Source organism: Pseudomonas monsensis, assembly GCF_014268495.2.
Lineage (GTDB): Bacteria > Pseudomonadota > Gammaproteobacteria > Pseudomonadales > Pseudomonadaceae > Aquipseudomonas > Aquipseudomonas monsensis.
The window spans coordinates 4,392,042-4,411,450 of sequence record NZ_CP077087.1 but is presented as its reverse complement, the minus strand read 5'-3'; the positions used below and the strand labels follow the sequence as shown (position 1 = coordinate 4,411,450).

Annotated in this window: 15 protein-coding genes and 4 pseudogenes; 8 read left to right on the top strand and 11 right to left on the bottom strand. The window is 61.1% G+C overall.

Features of this window, described 5'->3' with window-relative positions; all coding sequences use genetic code 11:
- Positions 1-598: 598 nt before the first annotated feature.
- Positions 599-1,750 carry an MFS transporter gene (locus tag HV782_RS19385; protein WP_186748663.1) on the bottom strand — a complete coding sequence of 384 codons (1,152 nt, stop codon included), beginning with the start codon at positions 1,748-1,750 and terminating at the stop codon, positions 599-601.
- A gap of 243 nt (positions 1,751-1,993) precedes the next feature.
- Between HV782_RS19385 and HV782_RS19380 the strand changes: the two genes are divergently transcribed.
- On the top strand, positions 1,994-2,974 hold the full coding sequence (locus tag HV782_RS19380) for a diaminopimelate epimerase (protein ID WP_186748664.1): 981 nt from the start codon (positions 1,994-1,996) through the stop codon (positions 2,972-2,974).
- Positions 2,975-3,138: 164 nt separating this feature from the next.
- Here HV782_RS19380 and codA read toward each other — a convergent pair whose 3' ends face one another.
- The 5 genes from codA to HV782_RS19355 all read right to left on the bottom strand — a co-directional run bounded on the left by codA (position 3,139) and on the right by HV782_RS19355 (position 7,862).
- Positions 3,139-4,386, bottom strand: a complete 1,248-nt coding sequence (gene codA, locus HV782_RS19375; protein WP_186748665.1) for a cytosine deaminase — start codon at positions 4,384-4,386, stop codon at positions 3,139-3,141.
- 14 nt (positions 4,387-4,400) lie between these two features.
- Positions 4,401-5,672, bottom strand: coding sequence for a cytosine permease (gene codB / locus HV782_RS19370; protein WP_123462188.1), 1,272 nt, complete (start codon positions 5,670-5,672; stop codon positions 4,401-4,403).
- A gap of 320 nt (positions 5,673-5,992) precedes the next feature.
- Entirely contained in the window at positions 5,993-6,349 is a 357-nt protein-coding gene (queD, locus tag HV782_RS19365; protein WP_003223505.1) for a 6-carboxytetrahydropterin synthase QueD, read from the bottom strand.
- Between the two features lie 60 nt (positions 6,350-6,409).
- Positions 6,410-6,532 (bottom strand): AlpA family phage regulatory protein, encoded by a 123-nt coding sequence (locus HV782_RS19360; RefSeq protein WP_225931095.1) that lies wholly within the window; start codon positions 6,530-6,532, stop codon positions 6,410-6,412.
- 250 nt (positions 6,533-6,782) lie between these two features.
- On the bottom strand, positions 6,783-7,862 hold the full coding sequence (locus tag HV782_RS19355) for an acyltransferase family protein (protein ID WP_186748667.1): 1,080 nt from the start codon (positions 7,860-7,862) through the stop codon (positions 6,783-6,785).
- Positions 7,863-7,959: 97 nt separating this feature from the next.
- On the opposite strand from HV782_RS19355, the pseudogene HV782_RS19350 reads away from it, so the two are divergent.
- Positions 7,960-8,049: pseudogene (locus tag HV782_RS19350) on the top strand (glycoside hydrolase family 19 protein); the annotation flags it as partial.
- Here the strand turns inward: HV782_RS19350 and HV782_RS28645 are convergent.
- Positions 8,046-8,300, bottom strand: a pseudogene (locus HV782_RS28645) (hypothetical protein); the annotation flags it as partial. The pseudogenes HV782_RS19350 and HV782_RS28645 sit on opposite strands and share 4 nt — an antisense overlap.
- Positions 8,301-8,327: 27 nt before the next feature.
- Positions 8,328-9,407 carry a patatin-like phospholipase family protein gene (locus tag HV782_RS19345; protein ID WP_123462190.1) on the bottom strand — a complete coding sequence of 360 codons (1,080 nt, stop codon included), beginning with the start codon at positions 9,405-9,407 and terminating at the stop codon, positions 8,328-8,330.
- 257 nt (positions 9,408-9,664) lie between these two features.
- Between HV782_RS19345 and HV782_RS19340 the strand changes: the two genes are divergently transcribed.
- From HV782_RS19340 to HV782_RS19325, 4 genes are read left to right on the top strand one after another with little or no spacing between them, the layout of a single operon-like run.
- Complete coding sequence (locus HV782_RS19340; RefSeq protein WP_123462192.1) at positions 9,665-9,973, top strand: PepSY domain-containing protein; 309 nt, start codon at positions 9,665-9,667, stop codon at positions 9,971-9,973.
- Positions 9,973-10,284, top strand: a complete 312-nt coding sequence (locus tag HV782_RS19335) for a PepSY domain-containing protein (RefSeq protein WP_186748668.1) — start codon at positions 9,973-9,975, stop codon at positions 10,282-10,284. The genes HV782_RS19340 and HV782_RS19335 overlap by 1 nt, the downstream gene beginning before the upstream one ends.
- Before the next feature lie 3 nt (positions 10,285-10,287).
- Entirely contained in the window at positions 10,288-10,956 is a 669-nt protein-coding gene (locus tag HV782_RS19330; RefSeq protein ID WP_123462196.1) for a response regulator transcription factor, read from the top strand.
- The gene (locus HV782_RS19325; RefSeq protein WP_123462198.1) at positions 10,953-12,266 is read left to right on the top strand and encodes a sensor histidine kinase; all 1,314 of its coding nucleotides are present in this window, start codon (positions 10,953-10,955) and stop codon (positions 12,264-12,266) included. Before HV782_RS19330 ends, HV782_RS19325 begins: the two co-directional genes overlap by 4 nt.
- Positions 12,267-12,599: 333 nt before the next feature.
- Here HV782_RS19325 and HV782_RS28995 read toward each other — a convergent pair.
- Positions 12,600-13,193 (bottom strand): annotated as a pseudogene (locus HV782_RS28995) (methyl-accepting chemotaxis protein); the annotation flags it as partial.
- A 264-nt stretch (positions 13,194-13,457) separates the two neighbouring features.
- Positions 13,458-14,426: pseudogene (locus HV782_RS28990) on the bottom strand (PDC sensor domain-containing protein); the annotation flags it as partial.
- Positions 14,427-15,003: 577 nt separating this feature from the next.
- On the opposite strand from HV782_RS28990, the gene HV782_RS19315 reads away from it, so the two are divergent.
- Both HV782_RS19315 and ctpM read left to right on the top strand, forming a co-directional pair.
- Complete coding sequence (locus HV782_RS19315) at positions 15,004-16,320, top strand: Na+/H+ antiporter family protein (protein ID WP_186748670.1); 1,317 nt, start codon at positions 15,004-15,006, stop codon at positions 16,318-16,320.
- 198 nt (positions 16,321-16,518) lie between these two features.
- On the top strand, positions 16,519-18,201 hold the full coding sequence (gene ctpM, locus HV782_RS29130) for a methyl-accepting chemotaxis protein CtpM (protein ID WP_123462203.1): 1,683 nt from the start codon (positions 16,519-16,521) through the stop codon (positions 18,199-18,201).
- Positions 18,202-18,437: 236 nt separating this feature from the next.
- On the opposite strand, the gene HV782_RS19305 is transcribed toward ctpM, so the two are convergent.
- A complete protein-coding gene (locus HV782_RS19305; protein ID WP_123462206.1) occupies positions 18,438-19,373 on the bottom strand; it encodes a LysR family transcriptional regulator in 936 nt (311 codons plus the stop codon).
- Positions 19,374-19,409 lie beyond the last annotated feature (36 nt).

Below are 19,409 nucleotides of genomic sequence, written 5' to 3'. Positions count from 1 at the left end.
TTACCCTGACGTTCGGCCCTCGCCGTGGCTCGGGTCCCTTCGCTCCGGGATTGATCCGGGGGCATCGCCTCCGGTTTGCTGCGCTGCACCTCCTCTCGATGTGTTTGGCTGCGCCAAACGGTCGCTACGCTCCCACCCCCGGCTAAATCCCTCCACTCAGCCTGCCGACGGGCGCTGAGATCAAAAGCGGTACTCGAGCTAACGCTCATTGTATTGAGTGGTGAGAAGCAAGGGCTGTGTGCTGTGTGCTGCCTTTGCTTTTCTGTGGGAGCTGGCTTGCCAGCGATGGCGGCCTGACAGCCGACCAAGTTCTGGCGGGGGTACTCAACCTTACTGTGGGAGCGAGCTTGCTCGCGAAGGCGGCCTGACAGCCGACCAATCTTTGACCGATGTACTCAACCTCCCTGTAGGCGCTGCCGAAGGCTCGGGCCGCGATCGGACGATCTTTTGATCTGCTTGGCTTTTGCTTACTTTTCGCTGGGCCGGCATTCCGGCGTTTGGAAAAGTGAGTAACCGCCAGCGGCAACACCCGCAGCAACGGATATGCCCCCAACCCCAACCCCAACCCCAAAACAACAATCTGGCAAGTGCACTAAGTTCAGACTCTCAATACCTTCCCACCAATCGCCACCGCCACCAGCAGCACTGCCATCAGCCCAAAAGCAAAACTCAAACTACTGGCATGGGCAACAAAACCAATCACAGCCGGTCCCGCCAGAATCCCCGCATAACCCAACGTAGTAATCGCCGGCACTGCGATGCTTTCCGGCATCACCGTCTGCTTGCCCACCGCCGTATACAGCACCGGCACGATGTTCGAACAGCCGGCGCCGACCAGCGCATAACCGACCAGTGCAGCCTCCCAACTCGGTGCGAACGTCGCCAGAAACAGTCCGGCGGATGCCAACAGGCCGCCAAACAGAATGATCCGCGTCGCCCCGACAATCCGAACAATCCGGTCACCCATCAAACGTCCGGCGGTCATGGTCAGGGCAAATGCCGCGTAACCGAGTCCGGCATAGGCGGTGTCGATCCCGCGCTCTTGCGCCAGGAATACCGCGCTCCAGTCCAGCGCCGCGCCTTCGGTGAGGAAGACGATAAAGCACATCCCGCCAATGAACAGCACGATGCCGTGGGGAATGGCGAATGCGGGACCTGAGCTTTCGCTGCCGTAGGGCAACATGTGCGGCACGCACTTGAACAACGCGGCGACCAACACCGCCACCACCACCAGCATCGCGCCCAGCGGCGACAGACCGAGGCCGAGCAGGGCACTCACGCCGGCGGCGCCGACGATCCCGCCGAGGCTGAACAAGCCGTGAAAGCCCGACATCATGTTTTTGCCGCTGGCCCGTTCGACGATCACCGCTTGCAGGTTCACTGTCGAATCCACCGTGCCAAGCCCGGCGCCAAACATGAACAGCGTGGCGATCAGCGCCGGAATCGACGACACCGTCGCCAGCAGCGGCAATGCCATGCAGATCAGCAAGGTGCCGCCAGTCGCCACTCTGCGGCAGCCGAAGCGCGCGGCGAGAATCCCCGCCAGCGGCATCGCCAGAATCGAACCGACGCCGAGGCACAACAGCAACAAGCCGAGCGTGCCTTCATCGAGCCCGGCGCGGGCCTTGGCGTATGGCACCAAAGGCGCCCACGCGGCAATGCCGAGGCCGGCGATGAAAAAGGCGATGCGCGTCGACATCTGTTGCAGGCGTCCGGGGACGAAGGTGTCTTGGGGGTTGAGGCTGGTCATATCGTTCCTTGGCAAAAAACATCGCGTCCCCGAAGGACATTGATAGCGCGTCGAGGTTCGATCGCAGGTTCCGGGGGAGTGCAGTCGACATCCTAACCCGTAGGCGTTCGCCTGCTCGCGAAAACGCTGATTCGGGTAATGAATGTGGCGATTGACACACCGCCTTCGCGAGCAGGCTCGCTCCTGCAGGGGATTGCGTTTTACAGTGGCAGCTTCAGGGGGATTGAACGGTAAGGACGGGGGATGACGCGATTTTACGATGCACGGGGCAATGTCTACGGGGTGGTTTCGCCTCAGGCACTTCGCGAGGCGGGGATCGGTCTGCCGATGACGGCCGCGCAGTGTGCCTTGTCGAGACAGGCGTGGAGCCGCGCAGCCATCACGCTGTGCTGCGACTGGCCCGAAGGGCAGCGTCCCGCGGGGAGCAAATCCCACCGTAGCGACGGCCTGCTGATCGGCTCGTTCCAGACGTCGCCGCCATTCGACGTACTGATCGTCAACACCGACGGCACACTTGCCGAGCGCAGTGGCAATGGCCTGACGATTTTTTCGCAGGCGCTGACCGAGCAAGGCGTGATGCCGGAGGAGGGCGCGTTGTTGCGCGTACATCACGACAAGGGTGATGCCGTGGAAACCTCGGTGAAACCGGCCGAAGTCGAAGGCGTTCAAGGCTTTTGGCTCGATCTTGGCCAACCCGGTTTCGGGGCGCGCGCAGTGGGTGCGCAGAACGTCGAAAGCGCCGACTTCAATGGGCGAGAAGTGAGTGTGGTAAAGCCACTGGCGACACTCGATCCGGCATGGTCACATAGCCAGTTTGTGCGTATCGGCAATCCGCATTGCGTGACGCTGCTGGATGACCGGGCGGCATTGCCGAGCAATCAACAGATGCGTGAGTCACCGCTGAACCAAGGGTTGACCGCAATCGCCTACGCCATGCCCACCGGTGCCGGAAATCCATGCCCGGCCGGCGTCAATCTGCAATGGGCGGTGCTCGACTCACCACAGAAAATCCTCGCCCGAGTGTTCGAACGCGGCGAGGGGCCGACGGCGTCTTCCGGCACCAGTGCCAGTGCCGTAGCATCGGCGGCGTGGCGGGTGGGTTGGGTGGCGGCCGGTGAAGTGCAGGTGGTGATGCCCGGCGGCACGGCGCCGATATTGCTCGAAGAAGCAGGCGGTGAATTGCGCAGGGTCAGGTTGTTTGGTACAGCGCGGTTGATGGGCTGAATTCTAAGACGCCATCGCTGGCAAGCCAGGCTCCCACAGGGTTTGTGTTGAACACCTCATTTGTGTACGCCACTGAACCCCTGTAGGAGTGGGTGTACATTCACCACCAACCCCTGTGGGAGCCTGGCTTGCTAGCGATGGCGCCATGAGCTCCAACACAAATCTCAGCTCAGCTCACCACTGAACTCCACCACCGGCATCTGCCGCTTCATCAACACCTCGCCGCCGCGAATCGAATACAACGGCAAGCCCTGACTGCGAATCACCTCGTAATCGCTGTCCGCCGAAAGTATCAACAGATTCGCCGGGCGCCCTTGTTCCAACCCGTATCGCTCGCCCAGGTGCATGGCTTTGGCGCTGTTGTCGGTGACCAGATCCAGCGCACTTTGCAGGTTGCGATAACCGAGCATGTGGCAGATGTGCAACCCGGCTTCAAGCACGCGCAGGATGTTGCCGTTGCCCAGCGGATACCATGGATCGACGATCGAGTCCTGGCCGAAACACACGTTCATCCCGGCCTCCAGCAACTCGTTGACCCGCGTCACGCCCCGACGTTTCGGGAAGTTGTCGAAGCGCCCCTGCAGGTGGATGCTTTCGGTCGGGCAGGAGACGAAACTGATCCCGGAGTGGCCAAGCAGGCGGAACAGTTTGGCGCAGTAAGCGTTGTCGTAAGAACCCATCGCCGTGGTGTGGCTGGCGGTGACCCGTGCGCCCATGTCACGGCTGCGCGCTTCTTCGGCGAGCACTTCGAGGAAGCGCGAATGCGGGTCGTCGGTTTCGTCGCAGTGCACGTCCACCAGGCAACCGGTGCGTTCGGCCAGGTCCATCAGGAATTTCACGGAACTGACGCCCTGATCGCGGGTGTATTCGAAATGCGGAATGCCGCCGACCACGTCGGCGCCCATGCGAATCGCTTCTTCCATCAGCTCGCGACCGTTGCGGTAAGACTCGATGCCTTCCTGCGGGAACGCGACGATTTGCAGGTCGATCAGGTGTCGGCTTTCCTCGCGCACTTCGAGCATGGCCTTCAGCGCCGTGAGTTGCGGATCGGTGACATCGACGTGGGTGCGCACATGCTGGATGCCGTGGGCGGCCAGTGCTTGAATGGTTTTCTTGGCGCGGGTCTTGGTGTCTTCTTCGGTGATGGTGACCTTGCGCTCGCCCCAGCACTCGATGCCCTCGAACAGCGTGCCGCTCATGTTCCAGCGCGGCTCGCCGGCCGTGAGGGTGGCGTCGAGGTGGATGTGCGGCTCGACGAAGGGCGGCACCACCAGATTGCCGCCGGCGTCGAGGTCGCCGGGGTTGAGGTTCGGGGCTTCGGTCTGGCGACCGATGCTGCGGATCAGACCGTCTTCCAGGTGCAGTTCGTGCAAACCGTCCTGGTTGCGCAGTCGGGCGTTGATGATGTGCATCAGGCGAATCCTTCTTATAGGTCTTGTAGTGGCGCACTGGCGCGACGGGCGCCGAGCAGGCCGGTGACGATGACATACGTTAGCGCGGCGGCGGCAATCCCTACCAGCGGCGCGACCCACGGCGAGTGGAATGCGGCGAGCGTACCGACCGCGTAAGCCCCCAGGCCCGGCCAGTTGAACGCCGGCAGCCGGGCGTCGGCCAGACGCGGATAGCGCCCGCGCCAGCGGAAGAAAAAGTCGGCCATGATCACCCCGCCAATCGGCGGAATGACGGTGCCGAGCAGGATCAGGTACGGCACCAGCATGTCGTACATGCCCAGCAGGGCGAGCAGGGTGCCGATCACTGCACCGGCGAGGGTCACGGTTTTGCGTCGGCCGGTACGCAGCAGGTTGCAGCCGGCGACGGCGAAGTTGTAGATGGTGTTGTCCTGGGTGCTCCAGATATTGAGCAACAGCATGGCCATCGCGGCCATGGCGAAACCTTGCAGCAGCAACACTTCGACCACGTCCGGCTGTTGATAGACGATCGCACCGTAGGCGCCGATCAGCACCATCAGGCCATTGCCGACGAAGAAACCGATCAGGCTGGCCAGCACCGCCACCCGCGCCGAACGCGAGAAGCGGGTCCAGTTGGTGGCCTGGGTCGCGCCGCTGACGAAGGTACCGAACACCAGGGTGATCGCGGTCGACCAGTCCAGCGAACCGCTCGGCACCACGGCCAGCAAACCATCGAGGCCACCGACTTTAACGGTCGCGACCCACATCGACAGCATCAGCAGCAACATCATCGCCGGCACCGCGATGTAGGACAGAATCTCCAGGCCGCGATAACCGACATACGCCGTGGCACAGAACATCAGGCCGAACAGCACCATCAAACCGAGCACGGTGCCCTCATCGAGATCGAAGTATTTGCCGAGTACCACGGCGGCGGTCGCAGTGCCCCAGGCGTACCAGCCGATCTGGGTGAAGCCGAGGATCAGGTCACTGAGCTTGCTGCCGACTTCACCAAAACAGAAACGGCCCATCAGCACCGAATTGAGACCGCTCTTGAAGGCGATGTAACCCAGGCCGGCGGCGTATAGCCCGAGCAGCAGGTTGCCGACGATGATCACCACGAGCATCTCGCTGAAACTGAACGCCACACCGAGCTTGCCGCCGGCAAACATGGTCGCCGTGAAGAAGGTGAACCCGAGCAGCACCATGGCGGTCGAGGCCAGGCCTTTGCGAGCGTGCATCGGGACTTCGCTGAGGGGGTAGTCGTTGCCGGGATCGTTCTGCGTCATGGGGCGTTCCTTGCTGAAGAGGGAAGACTCGAAGCAGGTTGCAGTGGTCGTGCCAGATGTCGGTTATGCGGACTATGTATAGACGAGTTGCCGGCAATGGCTCGAAAGCAGTGCATCTGAATGCACCCGAGCCCCATGTGGGCGCCAAAAAACACAGGCATAAAAAAACAGCCGTGAAGGCTGTTCTCTATTTTCCTGACAAACACCGATCCTTTGTAAGAGTGAGCCTGCTCGCGATAGCGGTTTGTCGGACACATTGATTTTGAAGGTGCCGAAGCTATCGCGAGCAGGCTCACTCCTGCACGCAGATCTGCGTTGAATCACTCACCGCGATAGATGCAACCGCTGGTGCAGGTTTCGTGAATGCGGATCGCACTGAGTTCCGGCAGCAGCGGCTTCATTTCATTCCAGATGAATTTGGCCAGGACTTCGCTGGTCGGGTTTTCCAGACCGGGAATATCGTTCAGGTAGTTGTGATCCAGACGCTCGTACAGCGGCTTGAAAATCGCCTTGATCTCGGAGAAGTCGCGGATCCAGCCCGTGTGCGGATCGAGGTCGCCGCTCAGGTGAATCGCCACCTTGAACGAGTGACCGTGCAGGCGTCCGCACTTGTGGCCGTCCGGTACGTGCGGCAGGCGATGGGCTGATTCGAAAGTAAATTCCTTGAAGATTTCCACGGTATGACCTGTATGGATTTGTTTTAGAGGGTTTAGAGCGGGGGGTATCTGGTTGACTGATCAATGTACTGATTGATCGTCGGTGGAGGTCCAATCGGTCATCCACCGAGCGATTGATGACTGGCGCCAAGCCACCGAATTTGGGCATATTCTAACCTGATTCAGGAACATGCCCTCCCGGATGCGACGATAGGTTTTTCAATGCCCATCGACTGCAATTACTTGCGTCGGCGACCAACGCAACCAGCTTCGCCAGATCTACAGCGAACTGATGAACGAGGCGTCGATTGCCATGACGCCAATGACATGGAAACGGTCCGCGCCCAAGCATGCAAGGCCCATGACAGGGTACTCGACAGCTTGGAGATCACCCCCGGTTCATCAAGCCCCAGAGTAAAGTGTTAATGGCCCGCCCGGCGGTGTGCCGGGCATGCTATGCAACGGCCTTTTCAATCTGGCGTGGACGAGCAACAAACCGTTTGACGAATTTTCGCCCAAGCTTGAGACCGGCCTGCTCAACTGTCTTGTGTACGACATAGCAAAATATCAGGACGAAGATCAGTATCTGTAGCTGCATTGGCAGGATGTTCACGCCGGCCGCTGTTAATGCAACGGAAGCATATCCCCAAAACCAGTTATGGAATAAGTAAACAGCGTAGGTCATACCTGAAAGCAGGGTGACTGCTGGTGTTTCTTTCATGTAGCGGCGAGCAAGGAAGGCAGTCACAAACAGAACCACGGCCAGCGCTGCAAAGTTGCTTTCCTTCCAGAAGGTTTGATACTTCGCGTACATGATTAATGATGAGATTAGAATTCCTGTTGATACAGCAGTGCAAACGAATCTGCTGGAAAGCTTGTGCTGACCCAGATAAATGCAAGACCCGATAAACAGCAGCGGGCCGTAGATCGACAGGTAGCCTAGCGACAGGCCTTCCTGAAACGGGAAGGGTGGCAGAAGAGCCAGCGCCGCCGACACCGCAGCAAAAGCCACAGGCAGCCACGCAGGCCGCTCGATCATGCCGAGTGCTTTGAATGCGGCCATGACCACGTAGAAAAGAACTTCGATCCTGAGCGTCCACTCGACGCCTCCGAGAAAGTTCGGAGTGCCGAAGAAATCACCGATGAGTAGAATCCTGGTCACAAACGTGGTGAGGTCAGGCAGGTGAATTCCCATCACCAGCTTTTCCAGCACAATCTGCAAAATAACGGCAAAGATGTACAGCGGGTAAATCCTGAAAACACGCTTGACCAGAAACTCAACCGGCGCCTCTGTTCGCAGCACGTGAGTAATGATGTATCCAGAGGTCAAAAAGAAAACGATAACCCCGGCACCGCCGCCCCAACATAATGGGATCAGCATGTTTGCGACTGTTCTGATTGTTATGTGATTTACAGGGTTTTCCGACAGTTCTGTCAGCAAAGGAAAGAACTTGTGCCCGATAAGCACACTGACAAATGCGAAGATTCGCATGTAGTCGAGAAAGACAATCCTTTCTGCTTTGTTGTTATTCATCTAAATCCGTTGCTCAGCGAGTGATGTGGTTGCCGCCGGATGGCGCGGCGGTCGGCATTCTACGTGTGACAGACAATGCCTGCCAGTTTACGCAGCTATGCCAACCACCACGCAGCAATTGCTGCAGATCCTCCCGAACGCCGGCGTTTTTGTGTCTGCTCTGAATCTGGCGATGGATCGCTTTCAGCCAGTTGCAGAGCGTGCGCTGAATCGCGCAGCCATCAATAGCTTGATGCTGCCGCACTCGGTGGCGATCACTTGCGCGGCGCACGGTGCAAAATGAATGGGGCTTGCCCGTCGCAGCTCCACGCAGGTTGCGAGGTTGTAAACGTCGCGGATCAAACTGCTGTCAGCGTGAGCTAGTTGTCGTTCGATCCAGTCACGGTTATCGCTGCGTCCGTTCATCTCAGTTGAGAACAGCTGACGGAATCCGTGCGGCTACGGTACTGAGTGGTCCCTGCGCGCCTAAAGGGTTAGTAAGCGCTCGGCGAGACGACCGTTGGCGGTCAGTTCGAGAAACTCGTCGCCCAGCCGGCGACTTTCGTCCATCGCCGCGTGCCAGTACTTTTGGCGGCTCGGTGCATCGCCCATGAAGCGTTTGAAGTCGTTACGGTCCGGCAGTTTGCCGTAGGGCAGGCGTGCCAGATATTCCTTCGATGGTGCCAGCAACAGCACGTCCTGCAAGCGCTCCACCGAGGCCTTGCGCCAGGGCAGGGTCTTGTCGAACCAGCCCGGAATCACCCGGTCGGTGAAGTGCGGATAGAGCACGATGCCGTCGCCGCTGTAGGGCAGGTCGAGGTGATAGTCGAGCAAACCGCCATCGCGGAAGGTGCCGGCACCGGCGCCCGGCAGGTCGCGCACACCCTCCATGACCATCGGGATCGAGCCAGACGCCAGCAGCGCCTGTCGCAGGTTGCCGGCATTGAGCGCGACGAAGCGCGACGGAAAGTCGTTCAGCGCATGCACCGGCGGGGCCAGGCGCGGGTCATGGATGATCAAGCGTTCGAAGTGCCGCGACAGCCGCGCCCGCCCGCGCAGGTTGTCGGCAATCACCGAACCCAGCGCCAGCCCGAGGCGGCCACGATGGTCGTCGGCCAGGCGCCCTTGGCTTTTCACCACCATGATGTTCAGGCGGTAGTCGGCGTTGTTGAGGATGCTGGCGTCGCGGCCGTCGAGCAGGTCGTTGAGCATGCGTTGCGAGCTCTGGCTGATCTCGGCCATGGTCACGCCTTTGTTGAAATTCTGCTCGGCGTACAACTGGCCGAGACGGCGGATACCTTCGGCGGCGTCCGGCAGGCAGGCGCTGGCGAAGCGCCAGGAACCCACCGACGCACCAATCAGCGAACGCTCACGAGGCGCGCTCGGCAGCCATTCGCCGAACAACGCCAGATCCAGCCCCTGAATGCCCAACGCCTTGGGACCACCGGCCGCACCGGGCAGGGTGCCGACGTCCTTGGCGTTCAGGCCCTGGGCACGAATGCGCGCCATGGCCCGAGGGCCGGCCTTGAGGGTGAGGGCGGGGAACTTGATGTGGATGGCGGTCATACCGGTCTCGATCGTTAGCAAGCTGGCAATTATAGGTTAACCACTGAACCCTGTGGGAGCGGGCTTGCCCGCAATGACGGTACAGCTTGCATCCCGGTGGCTGAAAGGACGCTATCGCGGGCAAGCCCGCTGCCACAGGGTTTTGCATGATTCAACGGATCCGGTATTGCCTTGAAACAATGATGGCAATTCAGTTTCAGTTAAGTTCATCCCGCTAAGGTGCCCATCGTAGCAACACATAAGAATACGGAGATCCCATGAAAACCCTGACTGCCCTGTCCATTGCCTCGATCATCGGCCTGACCGCCAGCATCGTCCACGCCCGCGATCTAGGCCCCGACGAAGCCCTGCGCCTGCGCGACGCTGGTACTATCGTGTCCTTCGAGAAGCTCAACGCCACGGCACTGGAAAAACACCCGGGTTCGACGATCACCGACACCGAGCTGGAAGAGCAGTACGGCAAGTACATCTACCAGATCGAAATGCGTGACCCGCAGGGGCTGGAGTGGGATCTGGAATTAGACGCGGTCAGCGGGCAGGTTCTCAAGGATCATCAGGATACGTAATGAAGGTTAATGTTCGCGCCACCCGCCGCACGGCGTTGGCGCTTGTGCTGTTTTGCTCGATGGCCCAGGCCCGCGACCTCGATCAGGACGAAGCCCTGAGTCTGCGCCAGCAGGGCGTGATTCTGCCGCTCGAGCAGGTCCTGCAGCAGGCGATGGACCGCTACCCCGGTTCGAAATTGCTGGAAGTCGAGCTGGAAGAAAAACACGACGTCTACATTTACGAAGTCGAGCTGCTCACCGCCGAAGGCGTCGCCCGCGAGCTGCATTTGAAGGCCGCTACCGGCGAGCTTGTGAAAGACAAGGAAGATTGACCGATGCGTTTGCTATTGGTGGAAGACCACGTACCGCTGGCCGATGAATTGCTCGCCGGCCTGCAACGTCAGGGCTATGCGGTGGACTGGCTGGCCGATGGCCGTGATGCGCTGTATCAGGGCAGCAGCGAGCCTTACGACCTGATCATTCTCGACCTCGGCCTGCCCGGTGTACCGGGGCTCGACGTGCTGGCGCAGTGGCGCGCGGGCGGTCTGGCGATCCCGGTGCTGATTCTCACGGCGCGGGATTCCTGGGCCGAGCGCATCGAAGGCCTTAAGGCCGGCGCTGACGATTACCTGACCAAACCGTTTCACCCCGAAGAGCTGTTCCTGCGCATTCAGTCGTTGTTGCGCCGCTCCAAGGGCCAGGCCAATCAACCGACGCTGCAGGCCGCCGGCCTGCACCTGGACGAGGGCCGGCAATGCGTGGTGCGTGACGGCAGCGATATTCAACTGACTGCCGCCGAGTTTCGACTGCTGCGTTATTTCATGCTGCACCCGGAACAGATTCTGTCGAAAAGCCACCTCGCCGAGCACCTCTATGACGGCGAAACCGAACGCGATTCCAACGTTCTGGAGGTCCACGTCAATCACCTGCGGCGCAAGCTCGGCAAAAGCGTGATCGAAACCCGTCGCGGCCAGGGTTACCTGTTCGGCGGGCAAGCTTCGTGAGGTCGATCCAGCGCCGTTTGAGCCTGGGCTTGATCAGCGTGATGGTGATCGTCGGCGTGGTGCTGGCGCAAATCAGCCTGTGGTTGTTCGAAGTCGGTTTGCAGCGTTATCTGGAAGCCGGTCTGCGCAACGACAGCGAAAGCCTGCTGGTGGCGCTGGTGCGCGGTCCGCAAGGGTTGCAGCTGGATGAGCGGCATCTGTCACCGGCCTATCAACGGCCGTTCTCCGGGCATTACTTTCGCATTGATTTCGCCGACAGCCACTGGCGCTCGCGTTCGCTGTGGGATCAGGATCTGCCGCTGCTCAACCATCCTGGCCTGCACAGCAATCTGCAACTGGGGCCGGACGGTCAGCAGTTGCTGGTGCTGCGTTCGGACTATCGGCGGCTGGGGCAGTCGATCTCGATCAGCGTCGCTCAGGATTACACCCCGGTGCGCGAGAGCTTCCAGCGCATGCGCCAGATCGGCCTCGGCCTCGGGCTGGCCGGGTTGCTGCTGATTTTGCTGTTGCAGCGAATCACTGTGCGTCGCGCCTTGAAGCCGCTGGAAAGCGCTCGCGAACAGATCGCCCAGTTGCAGCAGGGCCAGCGTTCGCAACTCGACGATCAGGTGCCGGTGGAGCTGGAGCCGCTGGTGGCACAGATCAACCATCTGCTCGCCCACACCGAAGACAGCCTCAAGCGTTCACGCAATGCGCTGGGCAATCTCGGGCATGCCCTGAAAACGCCGCTGGCGGTGCTGTTGAGCCTGGCTTCCAGCGAAAAACTCGATGCCCATCCCGAGTTGCGCAAGATCCTCAAGGAGCAACTGGAGCAGGTGCAACAGCGGCTTAATCGCGAACTCAATCGTGCGCGTTTATCCGGTGATGCGCTGCCGGGTGCGCTGTTCGACTGTGACGCGGAACTGCCGGGGCTGCTGGCAACGCTGAACATGATTCACGGCGAGCATCTGGCCTTGAGCTACGTCGCGCCGCCGGGGCTGCAATTGCCGTGGGATCGTGAGGACTTGCTGGAACTGCTCGGTAACCTGCTGGACAACGCCTGCAAGTGGGCGGACGCCGAGGTGCGCCTGAGTGTGATCGAGCGTACGGATGGCTTTGCCCTGTGCGTCGAGGACGATGGGCCGGGGATTCCCGAACAGCAGCGGACTCAGGTATTCAGTCGCGGGACGCGGCTGGACGAGCAGACCCACGGGCATGGCCTGGGGCTGGGGATTGTGCGCGACATTGTCGAGGCGTGGGGTGGTTTGCTGGTGCTGGGCGAGAGTAAGTGGGGCGGGTTGAAGGTGGTGATCGAGTTGCCTCGGCGGTGAGCCTCTAAAGGCCCCTCACCCTAACCCTCTCCCGGAGGGAGAGGGGACTGACCGAGGTGTCTGTTCGAGCTACACCGACCTGAAATACCGGATCGAACTCAAGTTTTGAAAGCGTTCCCGTGGCCTGAAATACCGGATCGAACTGAGATTTTGGAAGCCTTCCCGTGGCCGGAGATACCGGGTCGAACTGAGGTTTTGAAAGCTTCTCCGTGACATGCCGAGCCGGGCTCAGGTTTTGAATGACATGCAGATCGGCTCCCTTTCCCCCTCGCCCCCTTGGGGGGAGAGGGCTGGGGTGAGGGGGGAATCCAACTGACACCCCACCATCCGGAATCAGACCCGGAACTGATCCATCAGACTCTGCTGCTGATTCGCCAGGCTGTTCAGCGACTGGCTCACCCGCGCCGATTCATTCGCTTGCCCCGACAACGACTCGGTCACGTCACGAATGGTTGCCACGTTGTTGTTGATCTCCTCGGCCACTGCGCTCTGTTCTTCCGCCGCGCTGGCGATCTGCAGGTTCATGTCGCTGATCACCGTCACCGCCTCACCGATCTGGCGCAGCGCAGTCACCGCTTGCCCGACCTGTTCAACGCTGCCCTGAGCCTGACGATGGCTGTTGCCCATCGAACCGACTACATCTTGGGTACCGGTCTGCAACTGCTCGATCACCTGACGGGTTTCTTCCACCGACTCCTGTGTACGGCGGGCGAGGTTGCGCACTTCGTCGGCGACCACGGCAAAACCACGCCCGGCTTCACCGGCGCGTGCGGCTTCGATGGCCGCGTTGAGGGCGAGCAGGTTGGTCTGTTCGGCGATGGCGCGGATGGTTTCCAGCACCGTGCCGATCTTCTCGCTGTTGGCGGCCAGGCCTTCGACTTGCACCATCGCCGCGCTCATGTCGGCGGCCAGGGTGTCGATGCTCGCGGTGGTGCGGTCGATCACGGTCAGGCCCTGGCGAGTGGCGCGGTCGGCGTCCTTGGCCGCTTCAGCGGCTTGTGCGGCACTGCGCGCGACGTCCTGCGCGGTGGCGCTCATTTCGTGGGACGCGGTGGCGACCTGATCGACCTGACGATATTGCTGTTCCATGCCGGCGCTGGTCTGGGTGGCGATGGCCGAAGACTGGTCGGCGGTGTTGCGTGCGTCCTGCACCGAGCGTTTCACTTCGGCAATGATCGGCTGCAACTTGTCGAGGAACTTGTTGAACCAGCCAGCGAGTTGACCGAGTTCGTCCTTTTTGTCGTAGGCCAGACGGCGGGTCAGATCGCCCTCACCACTGGCGATGTCTTCGAGCATATTGGCTACGCCGAGGATCGGCTTGGTCACGCTGCGCGCCATCAGCCACACCAGCAGCAGGCCGACCAGCGCGGCCAACACGCCAAGGCTCAGTTCGATCAGGGTGCCCGAGTTGTTGCTCGCATCCAGTTGCTGTTTGAGTGCCTCGGCGCGTTCCACCAGAACTTTTTCCGGCACGTCGAGCAGTACGCCCCACGACGGACCGCCGGGGATCGGCTGGAACGGCGACAGCACTTTCAACTGGCCGTTGCTGTGCAGGCTGCTGACGCTGCTGCTGGTACCGAGTTGACGCAGCAGTTCGGCGCCGCTGACGGTGTCAATGGCATCCAGGCGCTGGCTCAGCTTGCTGGCGTCCGGGCTGTAACCGGCGAGCAGGCCGGTGGGGCTGATGATGCTCACGGCGGTCTGGCCGTCATAGAGCTTTTTACTCGCGCCCTGGCTGATCGCTTGCAGGCTGTTGAGGTTGATGTCCACCGACAGCGATGCGATGACCTTGCCGTTGACCATCAGCGGGAAGACGATGCTGGTCATCAGCACGTTCTGGCCGTCGATCACATAAAAGTACGGTTCGATCACGCACGGCTTGAGGGTGGTGCGCGGGCAAGTGAACCAAGCGTTGGCCGCCTGACCGCTGGGGCCGGTGCTGGTGTCGGCCATGTCGCTTTCCGGCAGCGCCATCGAGGTGACTTTGCCCGGGGTCGGCTGCGACCAGTACAGGGCGAAACGGCCCTTGTCGTTGCTGCCCAGTTCAGCCTGGCCGGCAAACAGTTCGTCCTTGCCGTCCAGCGCGTTGGCTTCGAACACCAGCGACAGGCCGAGCAGGTCAGGGTTGGCCTGCAGCGCGGACTTGACCTGACGGGTCATGTCTTCACGCAGGTCGAAGGCATCGAGGAAGCGTTTTTCCGCCTGTTCACGCAGGAACAACACTTGCCGCGAGAATCCGTGGCCGTACTGATAGGCGTCCATGAATTGCTGCCGAATGCCAGCGGCCTGCACTTCGCCTTGGGACTCAATGCGCGCCTGGGCCGATTCGGTAAGCATCTCCATGCTCGACGCTTTCACCAGTTCGGAACTGTGCTCCATGCGGTACAGGGAAAGACCCACCAACAGGGTCACGATACCGGCCAGGCACAGCCCGGCGAGCAGGGTGATTTTCCATTGGATGGAAAGTTGTCTGAGCGACATGGAAACGTCCTTATTCGATAAATATCTGAGACTTTGCACTGTAACGGCCCAGGAACAGCTTTCTTGAGCTTCGAGCCGCAAGCTGCAAGAGAAAAAACGCAAAAGCTTGCAGCTTGCGACTTGCAGCTTGCCGCTGCTTCATTCACAGTGCGCGCCCTTCTAATAAGACCCTCTTTGCAAATCCGCCGGTGCTCCATGGGCGGACTCATCCTGTCTGGCGATGTGTTTCCATCGCAGTGTTTTTTGAGGTAGTGAAATGAATGCAGTGATTGCTGCGGTCGGCATCATGCTGATCCTCAGCCTGTCCCGGGTGCACGTGGTGATCGCGTTGATCGTCGGCGCGCTGGTCGGCGGCCTGACCGGTGGTCTGGGCATCGACGCCACGCTCAAGGCGTTCAACAGCGGCCTGGGCGGCGGCGCGACCGTGGCGTTGTCCTACGCCTTGCTCGGCGCGTTCGCCGTGGCGATTGGCAAGTCCGGCCTGGCCCATGCGCTGGCCGACAAGGCGCTGGCGATGGTCGATCGCCAGCATGCGAGCGGGGGCGGCAGTGTCAAATGGCTGCTGATCGGCCTGTTGTGGGTGGTGGCGATTGCCTCGCAGAACATCCTGCCGATCCACATTGCGTTTATTCCGCTGCTGGTACCGCCGCTGCTCTATGTCCTGACCAAGCTGCAACTCGACCGGCGCCTGATCGCCTGTGTCATGACCTTCGGCCTGATCACCCCGTACATGTTCCTGCCGGTGGGCTTCGGCAACATCTTCCTCAATGAAATCCTGCTGGCCAACATTGCCCGCAGCGGCGTCGACATCAGCGGCATCAACGTCACCCACGCGATGGGCATTCCGGCGCTGGGCATGGTGTTCGGGCTGGCGATGGCGTTCATCAGTTACCGCAAGAAGCGCGTATACGACCTGGCGAAGATCGAGCAGGTCGAGCAGGTGGCGGTGCAGTACAACCCGCTGAGCCTGATGATTGCCGGTGTGGCGATTGCCGCCGCGTTCATCGTGCAGTTGCTGCTGGACTCGATGATTATCGGCGCGCTGGTCGGCTTCCTGATCTTCTCGGTGTCCGGCATCGTCAAGTGGCGCGAGACCGATGACCTCTTCACCGAAGGCATGAAGATGATGGCGATGATCGGCTTCATCATGATTGCCGCGTCCGGTTTCGCCGAAGTGATGAAGGCCACCGGCCAGGTGCAGACCCTGGTCGAATCGTCGGCGTCGTGGATCAACCACAGTAAAGGCATCGGTGCATTGTTGATGCTGCTGGTCGGCTTGCTGGTGACCATGGGCATCGGTTCGTCGTTTTCCACCGTGCCGATTCTGGCGGCGATTTTCGTGCCGCTGTGCGTGCAACTGGGCTTCAGCCCGATCGCCATTGTCTGCATCGTCGGCACCGCCGGAGCCTTGGGCGATGCCGGTTCGCCGGCCTCGGACTCGACGCTGGGCCCGACTTCCGGCCTGAACATCGACGGCCAGCATCACCATATCTGGGACACCGTGGTGCCGACCTTCCTGCACTACAACCTGCCGTTGCTGGCGTTCGGCTGGGTGGCCGCGATGGTCCTCTGAACCTCGCCGATCTCCTGTGGGAGCGAGCTTGCTCGCGAACGCGGTGTATCAGCGACTTAATGGTTGACTGACACGACGCCTTCGCGAGCAAGCTCGCTCCCACAGGGGAATGGGATAACTCCTTTGCTCAACTTTTGTGATGGTGTGCCGTTAAAGCCTTTAACCACGCCAATAAAACCAAAAGAGTGAGCTCCCCCAATGCGCTTGAGTCTCAAGGCCAAAGTCCTGTCCCTTGCCGTCCTGCCGGTGCTGCTCTTTGCGCTGGTCATCAGCCTGACCACGTTGTTTATCCTCCAGCAACAGGCTCACACTGAGGTCGAACAGACCCGCGAGCGCCTGCTCGGCGATGCCAAAGCCACGCTGCAAAGTTACGTCGCCGTGGCCATGACCACGATCAAGCCGCTGTACGACGCTGCCGCACCCGGTGACAACGCGGCGCGGGCGCAGGCGATCAAGCTGCTGTCGGGCATCCGCTACGGCAAGGACGGCTACTTCTTCGGCTACGACTCTGAGACCGTGCGCCTGTTCAAGGCCAATGATCCGGAAGGCGTGGGCAAAAGCTTCAAGGACAACCGCGACCCCAATGGCGTTTACGTCAACCGCGGCCTGGTCAGCGTGGCGAAGGACGGCACCCACTATCTGCAATACAGCTCGCCGCTGCCGGGCAACGCCAACGTGCTGGTGCCAAAACTCGGCTACACCGAGTACCTGGCGAAGTGGGACATGGCGGTCGGCACCTCGGTCAACCTCGACGGCATCGAAGCGCAAGTCGCGCTGGTCGAGGCGCAGGTGCAGGAACGCATGCAAGGCGTGGTGCTGAGCATCGTTGGCGTGGCGGTGGTGGTGCTGCTGGTGATTGCCATCGCGGGGATGCTGCTGGCCAATACCATTCTGCGGCCGCTGACCCTGATGAAAGCCAACCTCGATGACATCGCGGCGGGCGAGGGCGATCTGACCCGCCGCTTGAACATCACCAGCCAGGACGAACTCGGTGAACTGGCCGGCTCGTTCAACCGGTTCGTCGACAAGATCCACGGCCTGGTGCGGCAGATCACCGAGATGACCACGCAACTGACCGGCCTGGTGACCCAGGTGTCGGATCAGGCCCAGCGCTCCGACCAGGCGATGGAGCGTCAGCGCCACGAAACCGATCAGGTCGCCACGGCGATCAATGAAATGTCCGCCGCTGCCCAAGAGGTGGCGAAGAGCGCGCAGAACGCCGCCGTCGCCGCCCAGCAGACCGATGAAGAAGGCCAGAGCGCCAAACGCGTGGTGGCCGGCAGCATCAAACAGATTCATGCGCTGGTGGATGACATTCGCAGCAGCGGCGTGTCTCTCGACAGCCTGCAACAGGACGTGTCGTCGATTGTCGGCGTGCTCGGGGTGATCCGCTCGATTGCCGAGCAGACCAACCTGCTGGCGCTCAACGCCGCGATCGAAGCGGCGCGGGCCGGGGAGGCCGGGCGCGGCTTTGCGGTGGTGGCGGACGAGGTGCGGGCGCTGGCCAGCCGGACGCAGATCAGCACCCAGGAAATCCAGGGCATGATCGATCGCTTGCAAGCGGGCACGCAGTCGGCGGTCGAGGCCATGCGCCGTTCCAGCGAGGCGGGCGATGGCACCTCGGCGCAGGCCAATCAGGCCGGGGCGTCGCTGGATGCGATGGCGGAACTGATCGCGACGATCAACTCGATGAACGCGCAAATTGCCAGTGCCGCCGAAGAGCAGACTGCTGTGGCGGAAGAGATCAACCGCAGCGTGCATCAGATTGCGGTGGCGGTGGACAGCGTGGCCGATGAGACGCAGTTGGGTGCGCAGACTTCGCGCAGTCTGGCGGAGCTTGGGCAGCGGCTGGGCAAACTGGTTGGCCAGTTCCGGATCTGAACACTTGAAAAGCCCCTCACCCTGACCCTCCCGAAACGTCGGACCGCCCGTAGGGAGAGGGGACTGAATGGGGGATGCTATGGAACTACGCCGACCTGAAACAGCTTTACCGAATCCATAATCGACTGAATCTTTCAGGTCGATGGATGACGCGACACACCTCGGTCAGTCCCCTCTCCCTACGGGCGGTCCGACGTTTCGGGAGGGCTAGGGTGAGGGGCTTTTGATTTTCAGCTTCAAGGTCTGTCCCAGTACGGCACTTCGCCAAAGCACTCGACAAAGAAATCAATCACCGTCCGCACCTTCACCGACAGCCGCCGGCTCCCCGGCCACAGCACCGCAATCTGCTGCGGCTCCAGACTGTTCGACACCTGATAGTCCCCCAGCACAGGCACCAGCGTGCCTTCGCGCACCGCCTCACCGATCAGCCACGACGGAAACATCACCAGCCCCAACCCTTGCATGGCCGCCTGGGTCAGGGTGTCGGCGTGGTTGCCGGTGATCGGTCCCTTGACGGCGTACGGCGTCCAGTCCTTCTGACCCTGGCGGAAAAACCAGCGCTGCTGGCCGGTCGCGCCTTTGTAGGCGAGGCACTGGTGTTGCGCGAGATCTTCAGGTTTCTGCGGCGTGCCGTGGCGCTTGAGATACGCCGGGCTGGCCGCGACCTGAAAGCGGTGCGGCGCGAGAATCCGTGCCTGCATGCTCGAATCGTGCAACGCGCCGATGCGAAACAGCAGGTCGGCGCCTTCCTGCAACGGGTCGACGTAATGGTCGGTCTGCTGGATGTCCAGTTGCAGCTTCGGATAGCGCGCGCACAACAGGCCAAGCCACGGCGTCAGATGCCGTTGGCCGAACACCACTGGCGCGTTGATCCGCACCAGCCCGGTGGGCTCGCTTTGTTGTTCCTGCAAGGCCTGTTCGGCTTCCTCCAGTTGCACCAGCAGCAGCCGCGCGTGGTGGCCGAGCAGGCGCCCGGCCTCGGTCGGGGTCACGGCGCGGGTGTGGCGATACAGCAATTGCTGATTCAGCGCCTGTTCCATCAACTGGATCTGCCGCGAAATCGAAGAGGGTGCCACGCCCTCGCGGCGAGCGACTTCGGAAAAACTGCCGTGATCGAGCACCGCCACAAACAGCCTGAGTGCCTTGAATCCCAGCTCATTGAGCCCGTGCATGAATTGTCCTGCTGTGCGAGTTGCGCAAAAGTGTTG

Bases quoted from the DNA above. Each gene is read 5' to 3' on its own strand.
- HV782_RS19340 (WP_123462192.1), top strand. From the start codon at position 9,665: ATGAAAACCCTGACTGCCCTGTCCATTGCCTCGATCATCGGCCTGACC.
- HV782_RS19330 (WP_123462196.1), top strand. From the start codon at position 10,288: ATGCGTTTGCTATTGGTGGAAGACCACGTACCGCTGGCCGATGAATTG.
- HV782_RS19355 (WP_186748667.1), bottom strand. From the start codon at position 7,862: ATGAATAACAACAAAGCAGAAAGGATTGTCTTTCTCGACTACATGCGA.
- ctpM (WP_123462203.1), top strand. From the start codon at position 16,519: ATGCGCTTGAGTCTCAAGGCCAAAGTCCTGTCCCTTGCCGTCCTGCCG.
- HV782_RS19380 (WP_186748664.1), top strand. From the start codon at position 1,994: ATGACGCGATTTTACGATGCACGGGGCAATGTCTACGGGGTGGTTTCG.
- codA (WP_186748665.1), bottom strand. From the start codon at position 4,386: ATGCACATCATCAACGCCCGACTGCGCAACCAGGACGGTTTGCACGAA.
- HV782_RS19335 (WP_186748668.1), top strand. From the start codon at position 9,973: ATGAAGGTTAATGTTCGCGCCACCCGCCGCACGGCGTTGGCGCTTGTG.
- HV782_RS19345 (WP_123462190.1), bottom strand. From the start codon at position 9,407: ATGACCGCCATCCACATCAAGTTCCCCGCCCTCACCCTCAAGGCCGGC.
- HV782_RS19385 (WP_186748663.1), bottom strand. From the start codon at position 1,750: ATGACCAGCCTCAACCCCCAAGACACCTTCGTCCCCGGACGCCTGCAA.
- HV782_RS19305 (WP_123462206.1), bottom strand. From the start codon at position 19,373: ATGCACGGGCTCAATGAGCTGGGATTCAAGGCACTCAGGCTGTTTGTG.
- codB (WP_123462188.1), bottom strand. From the start codon at position 5,672: ATGACGCAGAACGATCCCGGCAACGACTACCCCCTCAGCGAAGTCCCG.
- HV782_RS19315 (WP_186748670.1), top strand. From the start codon at position 15,004: ATGAATGCAGTGATTGCTGCGGTCGGCATCATGCTGATCCTCAGCCTG.